This window comes from Pantoea vagans (assembly GCF_004792415.1).
GTDB classification, from domain to species: Bacteria; Pseudomonadota; Gammaproteobacteria; order Enterobacterales; family Enterobacteriaceae; genus Pantoea; species Pantoea vagans.
This window is the reverse complement of the sequence record NZ_CP038853.1, coordinates 2,155,340-2,173,645: the sequence shown is the minus strand read 5'-3', so window position 1 is coordinate 2,173,645 and position 18,306 is coordinate 2,155,340. Positions and strand designations below refer to the sequence as shown.

The following is an 18,306-nucleotide window of genomic DNA, read 5'->3' as shown; positions in this document are numbered from 1 at the left end:
TCCTTGAGTCCGCTTATGCCGCAGGTTTACCCCAGCGACCGAAGAAAAACGCCCGCAGGCGTTTAAAAGCTAATAGGTTGAAATAATAGCAGTTAACAGAGATTCCGTCAGCCGCTCTACCCTAAGTCGTTAAATACCCGCGCCAGCCGGCCCGTACCGGCGACTGTTAGCGGCGATTCGCTGGCGGCAATGAAGCAGGATTCACCCGGTTTCAGCGTCAGTTGCTGATCGTCTTTGGCGATAACCGCCTGGCCTTCGATGCAGAACAGCAGGGCGGCGCTCTGCTGCGCCAGCGATTGCGGTTCTGCGTTCAGGTTATGGATGGCAAAGGCAAAATCTTCCACCGGAATCGGAAAGCGCTGCGCATGACCCTGTTGCTCTGGCTCCGTCAGCAGCGAGCTGGCAGGTTTTTCATCAAACTTCAGGTTGGCCATCAGCTCGTCGATATCGATATATTTCGGGGTTAAACCGGCCCGCAATACGTTATCAGAGTTGGCCATCACCTCCAGCGCCACGCCTTTCAGATACGCGTGCGGGGTTTCCGCGTAGAGGAACATCGCCTCGCCGGGCTGCAGGGTGATGACATTCAGCAGCAGCGGTGAAAACAGGCCGCTGTCGTCAGGGTATTCAGCCGCAATCATGCGGATGGTTTCCCACGGCTCGCCCTGCTGCGCATCAAGCGCGGATTTCAGCACGCCCAGCGCCAGCGATTTCGCTTCACCCTCCAGTGACAGCAGGGTGGAGAACAGCGCAGCAAGTGTCTCCTGATCGGGATGTTGCAAAAAATGGGCAATCTGAGGATGTGCACCCGCAACCGGCTCCAGCAGGGAGACCATCTGCGTCAGCGTGCGAAAGCCATTCATTGCCTGGAACGGCGTCAGCGCATAGACCAGCTCCGGCTTGTGGTTTGCATCTTTGTAGTTGCGCTCGGCGGCTGTCAGCGGAATTCCCGCTGCATTCTCACGGGCAAAGCCCACTTCGGCCGCACGTTTGCTGGGATGGACCTGAATCGACAGCGGCTGATCGGCGCACAGCACTTTGAACAGGAACGGCAGTTCACCAAAGCGCTGTGCTACCGCGTCACCCAGCATCGCGGCGGGCGCCGCATCAATCACGTCTCGTAAAGAACGCGCGCTGCCTTGTTCCATCACAGTTGAGGGACTTTTCGGATGTGCGCCCATCCACAGCTCTGCCATCGGCAGACCCTCGGGATTGGCAATACCATAAAGCTCAGTCAACGCCGTTTTGCTGCCCCATGCGTAATTTTGCAGCGAATTGTTCATTTTTTGCATTGTTTAACCCTTTATCACGGGAAATTATTGCGGCTATTAAAGCAGAAACTACCGGTAAAAATACATATCCAGCGCAAAAGGACGCTAAGCTCTGATAATGTTAAATTATTGTGTATTACTATCCTGACTGTCCGACAGTTGATTGTAACGACCTGGCGGTCATTCTTTTAAAAACAAGGTGAAGGAGACGTATTCATGGCAGGCAACCGCATTGAGAAAGATTCAATGGGCCCCATCGATGTACCGGCAGACAAACTGTGGGGCGCGCAGACGCAGCGCTCGCTGGAACACTTCCGTATCTCAACCGAAAAAATGCCGACCGCGCTGGTGCATGCGCTGGCACTGACCAAGCGCGCCGCGGCCAGCGTAAACCGCGATTTGGGACTGCTGCCCGCCGATCGTGCCGATGCGATTGTCAGCGCGGCGGATGAAGTGCTGGCGGATAAACATGCGGATGAGTTCCCGCTGGCGATCTGGCAGACCGGCTCCGGCACCCAGACCAATATGAACATGAATGAGGTGCTGGCAAACCGCGCGAGTGAAATTCTTGGCGGTGAGCGCGGGATGTCGCGCCTGGTCCATCCCAACGACGATGTGAACAAGAGCCAGAGCTCCAACGACGTCTTCCCGACGGCGATGCATGTTGCCGCCGTTATCGCGCTGCGCGAACAGTTAATCCCTCAGATCCAGGTACTGAAAAAGACGCTTAGCCAGAAGTCTGACGCTTTTAAAGACATCGTTAAGATTGGCCGTACTCACCTGCAGGATGCGACGCCGCTGACGCTGGGCCAGGAGATTTCCGGCTGGGTGGCAATGCTGGAGCACAACCTCAAGCATATCGAACAGAGCATTCCGCACGTGGCGGAGCTGGCGCTGGGAGGAACCGCAGTGGGCACCGGTCTGAACACCCATCCGGAATATGCGGTGCGCGTGGCGAAGGCGCTGGCCGATCTGACGCAGCAGCCATTTGTCACTGCGCCAAACAAGTTTGAGGCACTGGCAACCTGTGATGCGCTGGTGCATGCGCATGGCGCGCTGAAAGGGCTGGCTGCTTCACTGATGAAAATCGCCAACGACGTGCGCTGGCTCTCTTCCGGCCCGCGCTGCGGCATTGGCGAAATCGCCATTCCGGAAAACGAACCCGGCAGCTCCATTATGCCGGGTAAAGTTAACCCAACGCAGTGCGAAGCGATGACCATGCTCTGCTGTCAGGTGATGGGTAACGACGTGGCGATCAACATGGGCGGCGCGTCGGGTAACTTTGAGCTGAATGTCTTCCGTCCGATGGTGATCCATAACTTCCTGCAATCAATTCGCCTGCTGGCGGATGGCATGGACAGCTTTAATCATCATTGCGCCGTCGGCATTGAGCCGGTGCGTGAGCGCATCGATCAACTGCTGAACGAATCGCTGATGCTGGTGACGGCGCTGAACACTCACATCGGCTATGACAAAGCGGCTGAAATTGCCAAGAAGGCGCATAAAGAGGGGCTGACGTTGAAGGGCTCAGCGCTGAAACTGGGTTATCTCACTGAAGAGGAGTTTGATGCCTGGGTCCGTCCGGAAGAGATGGTCGGCAGCATGAAGTCATAAAGTCAGAGAGACGTCAGAGGCCAGCATGCGCTGGCCTTTTTTTATATCGGGCAATCGACCCACAGATGCAGTCGGGGTATCAGCAGATTCAGTGGTTCAGCAGCGGGCTTATGCCGGTGCGTAATGTTATCCGCGTCATAATTAAGCAGCTCGCCCAGTACCGGAACCTGACTGCGATCGCGGCAGATCACCAGTATCGGTGACGGGCAGGCCAGCTGGGTCTGTTTTTTTTCGTCCGCGCGCCAGACGCGTGCGACCGGCTGGACTTTCACCGGACGCTTGATTTTCAGCCGTGCCGAGGCGGGCAGGGCGCGCACGCTTGCCAGCTCCTCCTGCACTTTTTCCGCCCACTGTTCACGTGACCACGGTGCCTGCGCGCGTCCCGCCTTCAGGCTTTTTTCCAGCTGGGCGATCACCTCTTCGCGCTTGAGATTCTTAATAATGTGCTTGTTGGCCCAGCCGAAACGCAGGCTGTCAGGGGCGCTGAGCAGGGTGATCGTGCGGTAGGCATTCAGGGTAATCAGGCCGCGTAAATGCTGGTGGACGAACTCAAAACGCGCTTCGCTCGGCAGGCCGGAGTCCACCGTAATCAACTGCTCCAGCCGGGCCTTAAGCTGATTAATGAGGTCGACCAGCGAACGGATCTCCGCTTCGCGCTGCTCATCACATTCGATACAGAGTGCGCCAGGCAGGCGCACGGCTGCCTTAGTGCTCAGCTGTTCAGACTGATGCTGCATAAACAGACGGCAGTAGTGGTCCAGCGCCATTTTTAACGCGCTGTCGCCCAGATGCTGCTCGACGGTGATCTGCGTAATCGCTTCATGTTCGCGGCCTTTCACTACCGGCGGCAGGCTGAAGACGCGGGTGATGAGCAAAGGCTGAGCCTCAATCTGCTGACGCAGCTCGCCCAGCGCCAGTTCCAGGTCGTTTACACACTGATGCATATCAGCCACTAAATCGTAGCGCGTCATGTTGTGCCTCCATAGTTACAACGTCCACAATGTGGCAGATGCCTGTCAGGGATGCAAGTACTTTATAGTTACAACATACTATAAATATGCCATTAAAAACGTGCGGCCTGCCTGCCTATCCAGTGAAAAGAGCGTCCCGCATTCTGGCTTCTGACAGAACATGTTATAAAAACGGTTCGCCTGCTAATGAAGAGATCGCCTGTGAGTCAGAACAATAAACCCGGTATCGCCGCCATTTTCACCCTGGGCCTGGTGCAGATCCTCTCCTGGGGAGGGTCGTTCTACCTGATGGCGGTGATGGCGAACCCGATTGCAACTGAGACGGGCTGGTCGCAGCAGTGGATCTACGGCGCGCTCTCGACGGGGATACTGGTGTCAGGCCTGCTGTCACCGCTGGCCGGCAGGATTATCGCCCGTACCGGTGGTCGTCTGCTGCTGGCGCTGAGCGGTCTGGTAATGGCAGTAGGGCTGGTGATGATGGCGGTCAGCGATTCGCTGCCGCTGTTTCTGTTTGCCTGGGTGATCATCGGCACAGGGATGGCGATGGGCCTCTACGATGCCCTGTTTGCCACACTCGGTACATGTTATGGCAGTCAGGCGCGTTCGGCGATCACCGGTATTACGCTGATTTCAGGCTTCTGCACCACGCTGGTCTGGCCGGGAACGGCGTTGCTGATTCATGGATTTGGCTGGCGGGATGCGTCACTGATTATTGCGGCAATGATGGTGGTCTGCGTGCTTCCTGCCTATCTGTTTGCCTTACCGGCAACTCATGCTAAACCGCCTGCGAAAAGGGCGGTTAAACACTCTACTACGCCGGAGATTGAACCTGCGCTGTTCTGGCTGCTGTGCGCCATTTTTACCCTGGCGTCGGTGATCATGACGGCGATTTCCGTGCAGCTTATCGCCCTGTTACAGGCGAGTGGCCATACGCTGACGTCGGCGCTGGCGATCAGCGCTGTGCTCGGCCCGTGTCAGGTAGGTTCGCGCATCGTCGATATTGTTTTCAAACGCAGTCATCCGATCCGCACCACCTTTTTTTCTGTCGGACTGGTGGCGCTGGGCCTGCTACTGCTGGCTCTCTTTCCGCAGATGGCGCTGCTGAGCATGGTGCTGTATGGCGCAGGAAATGGTTTACGCGCCATCGTGCGTGGAACTTTACCGCTGGCGATGGTCAAACCAGAGTCTTACGCGATTGTGGTGGGGAAAATGGCCCGCCCGGCGCTAATGGGACAGGCACTGACGCCGCTGATTGGCGGATATGTGTTTGAAAAGATGGGGGCATCGGCGACGCTGTGGTTGCTTTGCGCTTTAGCAGTCTTTAACGTGGTGCTGGTTATGGCGCTGAAGCAGCGATTACCGGCGGCAGCGGTCACCACGGTATGACCGAACTGCTCACCGTGTGCGGCAGGATAAGGATGAGGATGAGGAGCAGGGTAAGCACCTTGTGCTATCAGGCCTCCGCCTTTGGTGAATACGTGCCTTGTCATTGCCGGTTTGCTTCAAAAAAGCAACAGTGTTTGTTATATTTATTGCTCATTGATTGTTCACTTATGCGGCAATAAAACAATAAGATGCACCGCAACTCAGGATAAAGAAATGCTTGATTACCGCTTCCCGACAGCTTTGCAAATGGTTCTGAGCGTAGCGATGGCGGAGCAAATGGGTAAACGCTCTACCAGCGCGATTCTGGCCTACGGGCTGGAAGCGAATCCCAGTTTCATCCGAAAATTAATGGTCCCGCTGACCCGTGACGGCATTATCGTCTCCACGCTGGGCCGTACCGGTTCGATTCATCTCGGCCGTCCTGCTGCGGACATTACCCTGCGGGATATCTATGTCTCCGTGATCGAAGACAAAAAGATCTGGGCCGCGCGTCCTGATGTCGCGCCGCGCTGTCTGGTCAGTGCCAACCTCTGCTGGTACTTCAAGTCGATAGCCGACGAAGCCGAGCAGGCGTCGCTGGATGTGCTGGCAAAACGCACCGTGGCCGACGCGCTGAACGAGCTGAAGAAACGCGACACCAGCAACTGCACCGCCGTACCGGAACCTGAACCCGAAGAGAGTGAAGAACTCTGCAAAAAAAGCCGCTGATTGCGGCTTTTTTTATGCGTGCTGATCAGTGACGTCCTGCCTCAAATCCGCCTTAGATTAATACCCATCTTTCTGATTTTGGTCATCGCACGGAACATAATGGGCGCTTGAAAACCAGTAATAAAATACAACATTAATGTTTTATTAGTTATCAATAATGTTATCATTGTTGCTATACACAGCGAGGGAACGCGATGAAGTACAGTGAATTCAGACGCTGGCTCATTCAGCAGGGCGCTATTTTTACTAAGCACCGCAGTGGAAGCAGCCATTTCAAGGTCTTCCTGGGCGACAGGCAATCCATTTTTCCGGATCATGGAGCGAAAGAAATGCCTGAAGGTACGCGCAGAAAAATTTTAAAAGATCTGGGCCTGTGAGCCCGATCAGAGAGGTAACCCTATGTTTAATTATGCCGTCAGCTTAACCCATGACGCCAGAACCGATACCTATGAGGTCTCGTGTCGTGATTTGCCGTTACTGCATTCCGTCGGCGCCACCGTTGAGGAAGCACTGTCAGAAGCCGAAGATGGACTGGTGACGGCTATCTCTCTTGAGATGGATACCCGTCGTCCGATTCCGGTCGCCAGTAAACCGCTGGAAGGTGAATACATTGTCTCCGTACCTGTGTTGGTGGCGATGAAAGCGGCACTTTATAACGCAATGATTGAAACCGGCACTCGTAAAGTCGATCTGGCACGCCAGCTGGGCGTGAATGGCCCACAGGTTGATCGACTGCTGGATGTTGAGCACTCATCGAAAGTTGAAAAAGTGGAGATGGCGCTGGCGCAACTGGGACGAAAAGCCCGAATTGAGATTCGCACCTGATTATCTGCCCGCAAGCAGAATGCAGGAGTTTAAGATGGATAATTATTCTGATCTGGCTAATGTCGCAGGGCAACCCGCAGTCATCACTTACGTTCCCGAAATCAACCTGTTCCGTGGACGCTTTACCGGCCTGTCAGGCTACTGTGATTTTGTCTCTGACAGCGTGCAGGGTCTGCACAAAGAAGGGGGAGATTTCGCTGCGCGAGTACCTGGAAGACTGCGCTGCCTCCGGCATTCATCCCTATGCCGAGCAGGAAAAAATCAAGACCTTTACGCTGCGCTATCCTGAATCGCTGGGCGTGCGGCTGTCGCAGGCTGCGGCCCAAAATGAAACCTCGCTGAATGCGTTTATCATTGAAACGCTCAATGAAAAATTAAGGCAGCGTTAATCAACATGCTGCCAATCTCAGACAAAAAAAAGGGGCGATCAGCCGATCGCCCCTGTTAACGTTTACGGTTTACGCCGTCACTGATTCCGCGTTACCTGACCGGCGCGTCACCAGCTTACGCAGGGCGACGTAGAACACCGGTGTCAGGAACAGGCCGAACAGCGTTACGCCAAGCATGCCGGAGAAGACGGTAATACCGGTTACGCCGCGCACTTCTGCACCCGCGCCTTCACCCAGAATCAACGGGATGGTACCGGCGATAAAGGCGATGGAGGTCATCACAATCGGACGCAGACGCAGGCGACACGCTTCCAGTGCCGCTTCGATAATCCCTTTGCCCTGGATCTCCAGCTCGCGCGCAAACTCGACGATAAGAATCGCGTTCTTACAGGCGAGGCCCATCAGCACCACCAGTCCGACCTGCACGAAGACGTTGTTGTCTCCGCCAGTCAGCCAGACGCCAAACAGCGCAGAGAGCATCGTCATCGGCACAATCAGGATCACCGCCAGCGGCAGCGTCCAGCTCTCATACAGCGCCGCCAGCACCAGGAACGCCAGCAGGACGGCCATCGGGAAGACAATCAGCGCCGTATTACCCTGGGTTGACTGCTGATAACTCAGGTCGGTCCACTCGATGTTCATACCGTTAGGCAACAGCTGACCGGACATCGCTTCCAGCTGACTCATCGCCTGCGCCGAAGAGAGCACGCGCGGGTCGGCATCGCCAATCAAATCCGCCGCCGGATAGCCGTTATAGCGGATCACCGGATCGGGGCCGTAGGTAGTGGTGATGTTCACCATGCTGCCAATCGGCACCATCTCACCGCGGTCGTTGCGGGTACGCAGGTTGGCAATATCCTCGACGCTGTCGCGGAACTCCCCATCCGCCTGCGCCATGACGCGCCAGGTGCGCCCAAAGCGGTTAAAATCATTCACGTACGACGAGCCGAGATAGGTCTGCAGCGTGCTGAACAGCGCGGTCAGCGACACGCCCTGAGCTTTGGCTTTATCCCGGTCAACCTGCACATCAAGCTGTGGAACGTTGGCCTGATAGGAGGAGATAGGGAAGTGCATGCCGGGCGTCTGCATGATGCTGCCCGACAGCGTATTAATCGCCGTCTGCAATGCGCCATAGCCCAGACCGGCACGATCCTGCACATAGAGCGAATAGCCCGAACCCTGACCCAGCCCCAGAATCGGCGGCGGCATAATCGAGAAGCCAAAGCCCTGCTGGATCTGCGCGATTTTCGCGTTGATCTCTGCGTTAATCTCCGCTGCTGTGTGCTTGCGCTCATTAAACGGCTTCAGGCCGAAGAACACCGTTCCGCTGTTCGGGGTGTTGGTGAACTGCAGCGCATTCAGGCCGGGGAAGGCCACCGCATAGGCGACGCCATCGGTCTGCATACCGATTTCGCTCATCTTACGAATCACTTCATCGGTGCGCGCCAGTGAGGAGCCTTCCGGCATCTTCACGCCGCCAATCAGATAGAGCTTATCCTGGGTCGGGATAAAACCACCCGGCACGGTGTGGAACATAAAGCCGGCACCGGCCAGCAGCAGTATATAGACACCAAATACCGCGCCACGGCGACGCAGCGTGCGGCCGACCAGCGATTCATAGCCGTGCGCACTGCGCTGGAAAAAGCGGTTAAACGGACGGAACAGCCAGCCAAACAGCGCATCAATGATGCGCGTCAGACGATCTTTCGGCGCATCATGTCCTTTTAGCAGCATCGCCGCCAGCGCGGGCGAGAGCGTCAGCGAGTTAATCGCCGAGATCACCGTGGAGATCGCGATCGTGGTGGCGAACTGCTTGTAGAATTGCCCGGTCACGCCAGAGAGAAACGCCATCGGCACAAACACCGCGCACAGCACCAGCGCAATGGCGATGATCGGTCCGGAGACCTCGCGCATCGCCTGATGCGCGGCGGCGCGCGGCGACAGCCCCATCTCGATGTTACGTTCGACGTTCTCCACCACCACAATGGCGTCATCCACCACGATACCGATCGCCAGCACCAGCCCGAACAGGCTCAGCGTGTTAAGCGAGAAGCCAAGCAGATAGAGCACGCTAAAGGTACCGACCACCGAAACCGGCACCGCCAGCAGCGGAATAATCGAGGCACGCCAGGTCTGCAGGAACAGAATCACCACCAGCACCACCAGAATCACCGCCTCCAGCAGGGTCTGTACTACCGCTTTAATGGAGTCGCGGACAAACACGGTCGGGTCGTAAGGCGCAGCCCATTTCACATCGTTAGGGAAGCGGGTTGCCAGTTCATCCATTTTGGCGCGCACCGCATTGGAGAGGTCGATGGCGTTAGCGCCCGGCGCCTGGAAGATACCGATACCGACCGCATCTTTGTTATTCAGCTGAGAGCGCAGGGCATAGCTGCCTGATCCCATCTCAATCCGCGCCACATCGCGCAACCGCACCAGCGAACCATCTTCAGAGGTTTTCAGGATGATATCGCCAAACTGCTGCTCGCTCTCCAGTCGGCCCTGAGTGTTGATCGACAGCAGGAAGTCGCTCTGCTTTTTCAGCGGCTCCGCGCCCAGCTGACCGGCAGAGACCTGCACGTTCTGCTCCTGCATCGCCGTCACCACGTCCGAGGCAGTGAGACCACGCGCCGCGACTTTGTTGGGATCAAGCCAGACGCGCATCGCATATTCACCTGCGCCAAAAATCTGGATCTGACCGACACCCGGCAGGCGCGCCAGCTCATCTTTCACCTTAAGCGTGGCGTAGTTACGCAGATAGAGCGAATCGTAGGTATTGTTCGGTGAGAACATGTGCACGACCAGCGTCAGCGTGGGCGACATCTTCTGGGTGGTAACACCCAGCCGACGCACATCTTCCGGCAGACGGGCTTCCGCCTGTGCCACGCGGTTCTGCACCTGCACCTGTGCCTGATCGGGATCGGTGCCCGGACGGAAAGTCACGGTCGTCACCAGCACGCCGTCCGAACCGGCCACTGACTTCATGTACATCATGTTTTCGACGCCGTTGATCGCCTCTTCCAGCGGCGTCGCCACGGAATCCGCAATCACTTTCGGGTTAGCGCCTGGGTACTCGGCGCGCACCTGCACGCTGGGTGGCACAACGTCGGGATATTCACTGATCGGCAGCAGCGGGATGGCAATCATGCCGGTGACGAAAATCAGAATCGACAGCACCGCAGCAAAAATAGGCCGGTCGATAAAAAAGCGGGAAAAGTCCATAGCGGCCTCGAATTATTGAGCGGCTGCCGCACGCATGGCGACCTGCTGAGCAGTGACCGGCATGCCGGGCATAAATACTTTTTGCAGACCGGCAATGATGACCTTGTCACCGGCTTGCAGACCCGATTTAACGATACGCAGGCCATCCACCATTGCGCCGGGCTGGATATCGCGCCGCTGCGCTTTACCTTCACCGTCTACGACATAGACATATTTGCGATCCTGATCGGTCAGGACTGCTTTATCGTCAATCAGCACCGCTTCAAACTGCGCGCTGCCTGGCAGACGCACACGGGCAAACAGACCCGGCGTGAACTGACGCTGCTGATTGTCGAGCAGGGCACGCATACGAATGGTGCCGGTACTGGCGGTCAGCTGGTTATCCATGAAGTCGATCCTGCCCTGATGCGGAAAACCCTGTTCGCCGACCAGCCCAATCTCAGCGGGCAGGGCATGGCGCTGCTGGCCCTGACGCGCCATCGCCTGATAGTTGAGGAAGGTGTTTTCATCGACATCGAAGTAGACATACATCTGCTGCTGCGACACCAGCGTGGTCAGCACACTGGCGCTGTCGCCAGCGGTCACCAGGTTACCGGCGGTGATCATCGCCCGGCTGGCGCGGCCATCGATCGGCGCAGTGACGCGCGTGAAATCGAGGTTCAGCTGCGCCATATCGACCGCGGCTTCGGCAGCCAGCACATCGGCCTGCGCCTGGCTGGCAGCAGAGCGACGCTGTTCCCACGCCTCGCGGGAAATCGCCTGGGTGCCAATCAGTTTCTCGCTGCGGCCCGATTCGCTGCGGGCCAGACTGGCCTGACTGCGCGCCCGAGCCAGTTCCGCTTTGGCCTGCTCCAGCGCCGCGCGGTAGCTCCGGTCATCAATGGTAAACAGCACCTGACCTTTTCTGACCTCATCGCCTTCGCGATAGTTAACGGCGTCGATATAGCCCGAGACGCGCGGCCGCAGCTGAACGCTCTGCACCGCTTCCACCCGGCCATTGAAATTGTCCCACTGGCTGACCGGCTTGATCAGCACCGGCGCGGCACTCACCTCAGGCGGTGGCGGCGGGGCGTTTTGCGCCACACCTTTATCGCAGCCGCTCAGTTGCGTGATGAGCAGTACCATCCCTAAGAGGGTTAAACCCTGACGAACCCGGTTCGTAATCATTGTTGTTATTCCGCGATAGATATAAAAGACGACCTGCAGGCCAATATTTGCAACTTTTAATATTGCAATTAATCGCAGGGAGTGTAGGCTTGCGTCGCGGGCAACTGCAAGAATAACAGATACACTTTATGTGCGGTTTTGGGCAGAGCGTTGAAAGCCTGACCCGTTGCGTTAAAACCCTACAAACAGTGCGGCATTTAATGTACTAATAAAACTTGCATTAAATGGCATAGTCAGCCACCCTTAAGTGTAACTGCAACTGATACTAATACTTTTCGCTACAGCGACGGGAGAGACTGGAATGATGAGTGACGCTTTTATTCACGATTTAATCGACTGGATTGATAACAACATTGAAGCACGTCTGGACCTGGATACGGTTTCAGAACGCGCCGGTTACTCCAAATGGCACCTGCAGCGTATGTTCAAAGAACATACCGGCTACCCACTGGGTGAATACATCCGGGTTAAGAAGCTGAAGAAATCAGCCGATCGTCTGACCAGCACCGATGAACCGATTCTCAATGTGGCGATCTCGTTAGGCTTCGACTCTCAGCAATCTTTCAACCGCAGCTTCAAACGTCAGTATGGTGTCGCGCCGGGTGCATGGCGTCGTCATAGCGGGGAATCGCACGCCGCATAACCTCGCCAGGGCCAGCTTGTCTGGCCCGCGCTTTTCTCCGGGCGCAAAACTGGTATCATCTGCATCCTGTCGTCACGGATGCCATCATGTCAAAAAAACTCTGGATTGGACTTTTTCTTGTCCTCGCGGCCTGTTTCTACGGCCTTAAACCATATCTGAATACCGTTTCAGCCCCTGCGCAGGCGGATATCGCCACCCTGACTGACGCCCATACCGTGGCGCGCTGGGTGCTGCAGCATCAGCAATTGCCGGACTACTACCTCACTAAAAGTGATGCGCGTAAGCGTGGCTGGAATCCGGCCACAGGCAATCTGTGCGAGGTGCTGCCGGGCAGAGCTATCGGCGGCGATCGCTTTAGCAACCGTGAAAAGCGGCTGCCCGCGCGTGCGGGCCGTCAGTGGTATGAAGCGGATGTGAATTATCGCTGCGGTCACCGCGACGCCGATCGCCTGGTTTACTCCTCTGACGGGCTGGTATTCCTCTCCACCGATCACTACCGCAGCTTCAGACAGGTACCCTGAACATGCTTAACCTGACCTTTGACCTGCGTCAGCTCACCACGCGTGCGGCCTTTTATCAGCAGTTTGCTGAGCAGAGCGGCTGCCCGCAGAGCTTCGGACATAATCTGGATGCGTTGTGGGACTGGCTGACGGGCGGTATGGCGCTGCCTGCCACGATGTGGCTGCAGCACTATGCTGCGCATCAGGCCGATTTAGCGCCGGTGCTGGCGCTGCTGGAAGAGGCGGCGCAGTCGCTGGAGGGCGAACTGCGCCTGATTATCGATTAAGTACGCAGGGGCTTAAGGAGCGCAATCAGCGCTTCGCGGGCCGCCAGCGGCAGGTCGCCGCCGCCGGTGTAACCATTATTCTCAATGATCACCTGATTCAGCCCCACCAGCCAGTCGTAGATATAGTAGGCGGTGTGGTTGGCCGGCGCAGCAGAGAGTTTGGTCAGGCGCTGACCGGCACTGAAGCTCACGCTGGGCGCCGGCGGACGGGAGAAAATCACCTGACCCCGGTTAACCCGGCTGGCAGGGCGTTCCGATTCAGGCCGCTGTAAAAAGCCGAGCCAGGCCACAAAATCCCCCAGAACCGTCATCGCCCGCGTCACCTGACGATCGGCGCGGGATTCATGGCTGACGCTCTGGGTATCCGGCTCATGCAGCGCCTGCTGCAGTTTCTGCGCGATATCAGTGCGGAAACCGGCTGTGATTAACTCTTCAACCAGCCACTCCATCGTCGCCTTGTCCACATTCAGCAACGCCAGCAGGCTGCGGTTTTCCGGCAGCTGACGCAGATGATCCAGCCACAGCAGCAGCACCTGACGCGGATACTGCTGGGTGCTCTGCAGACTCTGACGCGGCTGAACCGGCGCTTCCGCCGGACTCTCGCTGAACAGGTCAAATTCAAAGCCGATACCAAACTGATTTTCCGGTGCCTGAATCGTGGCCGGCTTGCTGCCTGGCAGGGCTGACTGATTGAGCCAGAGCTGGCGCAGCGCTTCACGCGGCGGCTGCAGGCGCTCCAGCAGCTCGCCATGCAGGCCGGTGCGATGCTGTAAACACTTCAGCAGCGTATCGGCGATATTCTGTTTGCGTGCCGCCTGCTCCGGGCTGGCACCCGCTTCGGTCCAGGGCAGCAGGCGCCGCTCCACCACGGTGTGCTGAATCTGCGCCAGCTGAGCCAGCAACATGTCACGGCGGGCTTCCGGCTGCATCTCCTCCAGCAACCAGCTCGCCATGCGGTCGACGCCTGCGCGATCCAGCGCCAGCATCGATCCCCAGTGCTGACCGGGCTGTCCCATCTGACGCTGAACCGCCTCATCTACGTTGACCTGCTGATGACGGGCATCAAAAGGGGTAATCGCCCAGATCAGACGCGGTTTCTCTGCGGATTCCTGGGCAGGCTGGTGACGCTGCCATTCGCGCAGCGTTTCGCTGGCAAGATCGGCATCCTGACGGTGGCTGGCGGCAGTGCAGACCAGCAGCAAATCAATCGCCTGCCGCGCGGCGTAGAAGCCAGGCAGCAGGGCGCGTTTCTGTTCCAGCAGCTGAGCACGCAGCGGATCCTGCTGCTGCAGGCGCTGGCGATCTTCCTGCGTTGCTGCATCACTGGACTGGCCCGGCGCGGGCAGCTCCAGCATATCGGCATCATCATAAAGCGCGGTTCGCGGTGTGGAACTCAGCGGGACCAGCACCTCCAGCGTCAGCAGCGCCAGTAATCCCAGCGGCACGTTCTGCGCCTTGCCGATGCGATTACCGTTCATCGGGCAGACTTCCACTGACTGCTGCTGATCCTGTTCACTGCCTGGCACAATCAGCTGCTCGGCGGGCAACAGTGATGCGTCGGTCAGCAGGCTCAGCGGGGCGAGCACCCGGCTGCTGTTACGCAGCTGATGACGCAGGTGCAGCAGGGTACGCAGCATTTCATTCAGGGCAGGCTGAGCAGGCCACAGCAATGAAAAGAGCTGCACCCGATCGTCAACGCTGAGCCAGGGCGCCAGCTCAACGGCCTGCGGCCAGAAATGGCGATCCAGCCGCGCATCGTGGTGCGGGCGGCGGCGGCTCCAGGACCAGAGGGTGACCAGCGCGTCGCCTTCCAGACCGGCCAGCGGCGTGGCGAGGCGATGACGCTGCAGGCGCTGCAGTGTGCTGTCGATCTGTGCGGTGTCGGGCGTGGACGCTCTGGCACAGGCGACCATCAGCCGCACCAGTTCCGCTTCGCTCAGCAGCGTCAGTTCAACCGGCCATTCGCCTGACAGCGGCTCGCGCTGATGGCTGAAGCGGGTGGCGGTCGCAAAATCGAGGTTGCCGGGATTGATATGCTGGAACCAGCTCAGCTGTTTATCGCCCATCCGGGTCACTAACTGGCCCTGGGCATCGGCCACCATTTCGTTCAGCAGCCAGGCTTTACCCGCCTGGGACTGACCAAACAGCGCCAGCGTGACCGGACGCGCCACCTGCTGCGCCAGCGCCTGAGTCTGCACGCGCGCCTGGCGCAGTTGCAGCGTCAGGGTTTCTGCTTCCAGCGCCAGACGCGGCGACTGCTCACGGGTGGTCTCAATCCAGTTCAGGCTGTTATTCAGTGCGTCCTGCAGCAGGCTGAGACGTTTTGCCAGCGTTTGCGGCTGACGGGGTTTTAACGCTTTCATCGTTTACACACGCTCCCGCTGTCAATCCAGTATTGCGCATTGGCATTGCCGGTCGCCGACAGGGTATTCAGCTTCAGACTTAACTGCTCCAGCGGCACGCGGGTGCCATCGTCCAGGCGCGCATCGCTCAGCACCAGACTTTCCGGGCCGGCGGCGTCGGGACCGGCTTTGACGGCCAGACGGATGCGCAGCACGCTTTCACCGGCTACTTTGCGCGCCAGCGTGGCGTCGTTCAGCGTCAGGCTGTAGAGCGGCGAGGCGGGCCAGCGTTCATTATCCAGCTGACGGAAACCGAGACAGACGTTGCCGCGAATACGGAAACTGCTCTTTTTATCCAGCGCATAGCCGGGATCGTCGAGGTCAATTTCGCTGTAGCAAAGATTCTCGTCCGTCAGCGCCTGGTTTTCATCGAGCATGCCAAGGTAGCGAATGGTCGAATAGGGTTCAAAATCCCCGGCACGGAACCAGAAGCTGCTGAGTCGCAGGTCCAGCGCCAGCAGGCAGAGCATCGCGCCGACCGCCGCAGTGGATTTCGGGTTATCGATGCGGCCATGTTTGTTAAACGGATACCAGTCGCTAGTGTGATAGCCCTCCAGCGACAGAATACGGCTGCCCGGCAGCGGCTGCAGATGGCGCACCAGCGCCTGAATGCCAGGGAAGCGCGACGGACGACCGGTCAGCAGCAGCACGTCGCACTGATAGAGCGACACCACTTCACACATGGAGCGCAGCGCCGGAATAATCGCCATGCGGTGCTGCATAAATTCGCCGTGCAGCTGCGACAGGCTCACCACCAGCGGCACCTGCAGCAGGTCAAAGCGGCTGTTACCACCCAGTTCGCGCTGAATTTCGCCGTTAACAAACGCCAGCACCGCCTCGCCCGGTGGCTGATCGACCAGCTCGCCAAACAGGGCGTTGATCTCGGCGTGACTCTCCAGCGGATCCCAGTTTTCATAACGCTCAAGCACCGCCTGCGCCAGCGGAATAAACAGCTGTAAGGTGACCTGCTGACGCAGGGTCGCCTGACCGTCCATACGACTGTCGTGACCAAACAGCTTGTTCATCAGCGGTTCCGCCAGGGTCAGGCCCGCTTTCTGCAGATGCTGTTGCAGCGCCGGTAAAATCCACAGCTGAATCACATCCAGCAGAATGTCGTCGCCCGCCACTTTAAAGCCTTCACGGAACAGCAGCCGCGGGGTGATTTTGACGTTGTTGCCCTGACCATCATCCAGACGATACTGCGTGATGGCGAGGTCGGTGGTGCCGCCGCCGATATCAATCGAGGCGATCCGCAGGCTTTTGCCTGGCAGTTCGTCGGCCTCGCGCGGACGATCGGGACGGGCCATGCTGCTGAAAAAGTCTTCGGCGCGACCGGCAAAGTTGACCTGGGTTTCATTGAACAGCCAGACCATCTGACCACAGGTCGCTTCATCCCACTCCATCTGCACATCCGGCAGCGGTTTCGGGTTCTGGCGCGGCAGCGAAGGTGACAGATCATCGTCGTCCGCCAGCCAGCCTTCCGCTTTCCAGACCAGCGCCAGCGCTTCCTGCATCCGGCGGCGGAAAATTTCGCGCTCCGGCTTCGGCATCGCTGACGGCAGCGTCAGGATCACATGGCGCAACTGACGCGGCGCGTGGCTCTGCGGCATACGCTGACGCTGTGCTGCACTGTTCATCTGCATCAGCGCCTGCGCCAGTAGCTCACACAGCATAAAGGTCATCAGCGAACTGCGGCTGTAGTGCGGTGAAAAGACCGGCAGACGATCGTCGGGTGCCAGCGAAGAGAGCGGCTGGCCTTCGTCGTTCAGCAGGGTCGTAAAGGGGGCGGCATAGGCCAGGGGTTCCGCCTGATCGCCAGGCGTGTTAAAACGCCAGCCTGGCTGATAACGGGCTTCATCCCACAGGTAACGACGCGGACTGGAGAGGCCGGTGCTGCCTTCCAGACCCACACGCTGCAGGGCCAGACGGCTTGCTTCGCGTCCCACGCGCGTCAGAGACGGCCACATAAAGGCCTGCTCACGCCCGCTCTCCAGCGAGAAGTTCGCTTTGCCGAAACGCGTCTCAGCAAACTCCAGACGGCTGTCAAACAGCTCGTTGTAAACCTGATGCGGCTGTGAGAGATCGCGCAGCTGCAGCTCATAGGTCTGCTTCAGGCCATTGCTCTCTTCCGGATGATCTTCCACCAGAATGCCGCAGGTATGGGAGTTGCCGACATCCAGAATGATATCGACGTTGACCGCCGGGGTCTGCAGCGTGGCGGCCTGGATGTGGATCTCGCTGAGGTCGAGCTGCTCGCCCAGCAGCTCAAGCAGATTGAGGTAGTGCGCCTGATACTCAAACTCGCGCAGGGCCTGATTAATCGCCTGTTCGCGGCGATCGGAAACGCGGTCGGTAAAGGATTCACGCAGCCAGCCGTCAACCCAGGTCAGGTCAAGAAAATCACCCAGCTCGTAGTTGTGCCAGGCCAGCGCAAAGGTCACGCCGTTCTGTGCATCGGCAGCGCTGAGGCCGAGCTGTTCACCGCCATCCTGTTCCGCGACACAGCGGGTATCAAAGGCCAGGGTGACGCGATGGGTATTGCCTGCCGCATCGGGCGCGGGCAGGGCCACCAGACGCATCCGCGCCCAGTTTTCCGGGCCGCCGATAAAACGACGGCCGCTGGCGCAGCGCAGCATCGGCAGCGGCAGCCAGCAGGCAGCCAGCAGAGTGAGCGAGTCTGCCAGGGCGATATCGGACTCCGGGCGCACCACTTCAGCAGCACCCCCATCTTCCGGGTAGAGCATGAATTTACCGCTGTTGCCATCGACGTTCAGGCGCAGCAGCGGGCCGTTAGCGGTCTGGCGCACAAACTGACGGCGCGCCTGGGTAGCTGAGAGTTGCAGGCCAAAATCCAGAAACTGCACACCGCTATTTTCAATCAGCGAAATTTTTTGTTTGTCATCGATCAGGGGAGCCAGCAT

The 18,306-nt window shown here is 58.2% G+C and carries 14 protein-coding genes and 1 pseudogene; 9 read left to right on the top strand and 6 right to left on the bottom strand.

Translation table 11 applies throughout. The features are described from left to right. Window positions 1–116 precede the first annotated feature (116 nt). Complete coding sequence (gene manA / locus EGO56_RS10120; protein WP_135908902.1) at window positions 117–1,292, bottom strand: mannose-6-phosphate isomerase; 1,176 nt, start codon at window positions 1,290–1,292, stop codon at window positions 117–119. Between the two features lie 195 nt (window positions 1,293–1,487). Between manA and fumC the strand changes: the two genes are divergently transcribed. Then, entirely contained in the window at window positions 1,488–2,885 is a 1,398-nt protein-coding gene (fumC, locus tag EGO56_RS10115; RefSeq protein WP_033783020.1) for a class II fumarate hydratase, read from the top strand. A 41-nt stretch (window positions 2,886–2,926) separates the two neighbouring features. On the opposite strand, the gene tus is transcribed toward fumC, so the two are convergent. Next, on the bottom strand, window positions 2,927–3,856 hold the full coding sequence (gene tus / locus EGO56_RS10110) for a DNA replication terminus site-binding protein (RefSeq protein ID WP_135908900.1): 930 nt from the start codon (window positions 3,854–3,856) through the stop codon (window positions 2,927–2,929). A 186-nt stretch (window positions 3,857–4,042) separates the two neighbouring features. Between tus and EGO56_RS10105 the strand changes: the two genes are divergently transcribed. From EGO56_RS10105 to EGO56_RS10085, 5 genes and pseudogenes are all read left to right on the top strand, one after another. Further along, window positions 4,043–5,242 carry an MFS transporter gene (locus EGO56_RS10105; protein ID WP_167493431.1) on the top strand — a complete coding sequence of 400 codons (1,200 nt, stop codon included), beginning with the start codon at window positions 4,043–4,045 and terminating at the stop codon, window positions 5,240–5,242. Window positions 5,243–5,455: 213 nt separating this feature from the next. Then, complete coding sequence (locus tag EGO56_RS10100) at window positions 5,456–5,950, top strand: RrF2 family transcriptional regulator (RefSeq protein WP_013357792.1); 495 nt, start codon at window positions 5,456–5,458, stop codon at window positions 5,948–5,950. 194 nt (window positions 5,951–6,144) lie between these two features. After that, window positions 6,145–6,327, top strand: coding sequence for a type II toxin-antitoxin system HicA family toxin (locus tag EGO56_RS10095; RefSeq protein WP_135908896.1), 183 nt, complete (start codon window positions 6,145–6,147; stop codon window positions 6,325–6,327). 22 nt (window positions 6,328–6,349) lie between these two features. Further along, window positions 6,350–6,775 (top strand): type II toxin-antitoxin system HicB family antitoxin, encoded by a 426-nt coding sequence (locus tag EGO56_RS10090; RefSeq protein WP_135908894.1) that lies wholly within the window; start codon window positions 6,350–6,352, stop codon window positions 6,773–6,775. A gap of 34 nt (window positions 6,776–6,809) precedes the next feature. Then, a pseudogene (locus EGO56_RS10085) lies at window positions 6,810–7,164 on the top strand (type II toxin-antitoxin system HicB family antitoxin). Between the two features lie 69 nt (window positions 7,165–7,233). Here the strand turns inward: EGO56_RS10085 and oqxB are convergent. Beyond that, complete coding sequence (oqxB, locus tag EGO56_RS10080; protein ID WP_135908892.1) at window positions 7,234–10,386, bottom strand: multidrug efflux RND transporter permease subunit OqxB; 3,153 nt, start codon at window positions 10,384–10,386, stop codon at window positions 7,234–7,236. 12 nt (window positions 10,387–10,398) lie between these two features. Next, on the bottom strand, window positions 10,399–11,553 hold the full coding sequence (locus EGO56_RS10075) for an efflux RND transporter periplasmic adaptor subunit (protein ID WP_033732608.1): 1,155 nt from the start codon (window positions 11,551–11,553) through the stop codon (window positions 10,399–10,401). 301 nt (window positions 11,554–11,854) lie between these two features. Here EGO56_RS10075 and EGO56_RS10070 point away from each other — a divergent pair, with 301 nt between their 5' ends. From EGO56_RS10070 to EGO56_RS10060, 3 genes are all read left to right on the top strand, one after another. Next, complete coding sequence (locus tag EGO56_RS10070) at window positions 11,855–12,196, top strand: helix-turn-helix domain-containing protein (RefSeq protein WP_013357796.1); 342 nt, start codon at window positions 11,855–11,857, stop codon at window positions 12,194–12,196. Between the two features lie 86 nt (window positions 12,197–12,282). Next, on the top strand, window positions 12,283–12,717 hold the full coding sequence (locus tag EGO56_RS10065; RefSeq protein ID WP_135908890.1) for a ribonuclease domain-containing protein: 435 nt from the start codon (window positions 12,283–12,285) through the stop codon (window positions 12,715–12,717). 2 nt (window positions 12,718–12,719) lie between these two features. Next, window positions 12,720–12,983: a barstar family protein gene (locus EGO56_RS10060; RefSeq protein ID WP_013357798.1), complete on the top strand. Its 264-nt coding sequence runs from the start codon at window positions 12,720–12,722 to the stop codon at window positions 12,981–12,983. On the opposite strand, the gene EGO56_RS10055 is transcribed toward EGO56_RS10060, so the two are convergent. Together EGO56_RS10055 and EGO56_RS10050 are read right to left on the bottom strand one after the other, a co-directional pair. Further along, the gene (locus tag EGO56_RS10055) at window positions 12,980–15,346 is read right to left on the bottom strand and encodes a virulence factor SrfC family protein (RefSeq protein ID WP_135908888.1); all 2,367 of its coding nucleotides are present in this window, start codon (window positions 15,344–15,346) and stop codon (window positions 12,980–12,982) included. The genes EGO56_RS10060 and EGO56_RS10055 overlap by 4 nt on opposite strands. Then, complete coding sequence (locus tag EGO56_RS10050; protein WP_013357800.1) at window positions 15,343–18,306, bottom strand: virulence factor SrfB; 2,964 nt, start codon at window positions 18,304–18,306, stop codon at window positions 15,343–15,345. Before EGO56_RS10050 ends, EGO56_RS10055 begins: the two co-directional genes overlap by 4 nt.

Bases quoted from the DNA above. Each gene is read 5' to 3' on its own strand.
- manA (WP_135908902.1), bottom strand. From the start codon at position 1,292: ATGCAAAAAATGAACAATTCGCTGCAAAATTACGCATGGGGCAGCAAA.
- fumC (WP_033783020.1), top strand. From the start codon at position 1,488: ATGGCAGGCAACCGCATTGAGAAAGATTCAATGGGCCCCATCGATGTA.
- tus (WP_135908900.1), bottom strand. From the start codon at position 3,856: ATGACGCGCTACGATTTAGTGGCTGATATGCATCAGTGTGTAAACGAC.
- EGO56_RS10105 (WP_167493431.1), top strand. From the start codon at position 4,043: ATGAAGAGATCGCCTGTGAGTCAGAACAATAAACCCGGTATCGCCGCC.
- EGO56_RS10100 (WP_013357792.1), top strand. From the start codon at position 5,456: ATGCTTGATTACCGCTTCCCGACAGCTTTGCAAATGGTTCTGAGCGTA.
- EGO56_RS10095 (WP_135908896.1), top strand. From the start codon at position 6,145: ATGAAGTACAGTGAATTCAGACGCTGGCTCATTCAGCAGGGCGCTATT.
- EGO56_RS10090 (WP_135908894.1), top strand. From the start codon at position 6,350: ATGTTTAATTATGCCGTCAGCTTAACCCATGACGCCAGAACCGATACC.
- oqxB (WP_135908892.1), bottom strand. From the start codon at position 10,386: ATGGACTTTTCCCGCTTTTTTATCGACCGGCCTATTTTTGCTGCGGTG.
- EGO56_RS10075 (WP_033732608.1), bottom strand. From the start codon at position 11,553: ATGATTACGAACCGGGTTCGTCAGGGTTTAACCCTCTTAGGGATGGTA.
- EGO56_RS10070 (WP_013357796.1), top strand. From the start codon at position 11,855: ATGATGAGTGACGCTTTTATTCACGATTTAATCGACTGGATTGATAAC.
- EGO56_RS10065 (WP_135908890.1), top strand. From the start codon at position 12,283: ATGTCAAAAAAACTCTGGATTGGACTTTTTCTTGTCCTCGCGGCCTGT.
- EGO56_RS10060 (WP_013357798.1), top strand. From the start codon at position 12,720: ATGCTTAACCTGACCTTTGACCTGCGTCAGCTCACCACGCGTGCGGCC.
- EGO56_RS10055 (WP_135908888.1), bottom strand. From the start codon at position 15,346: ATGAAAGCGTTAAAACCCCGTCAGCCGCAAACGCTGGCAAAACGTCTC.
- EGO56_RS10050 (WP_013357800.1), bottom strand. From the start codon at position 18,306: ATGCTGGCTCCCCTGATCGATGACAAACAAAAAATTTCGCTGATTGAA.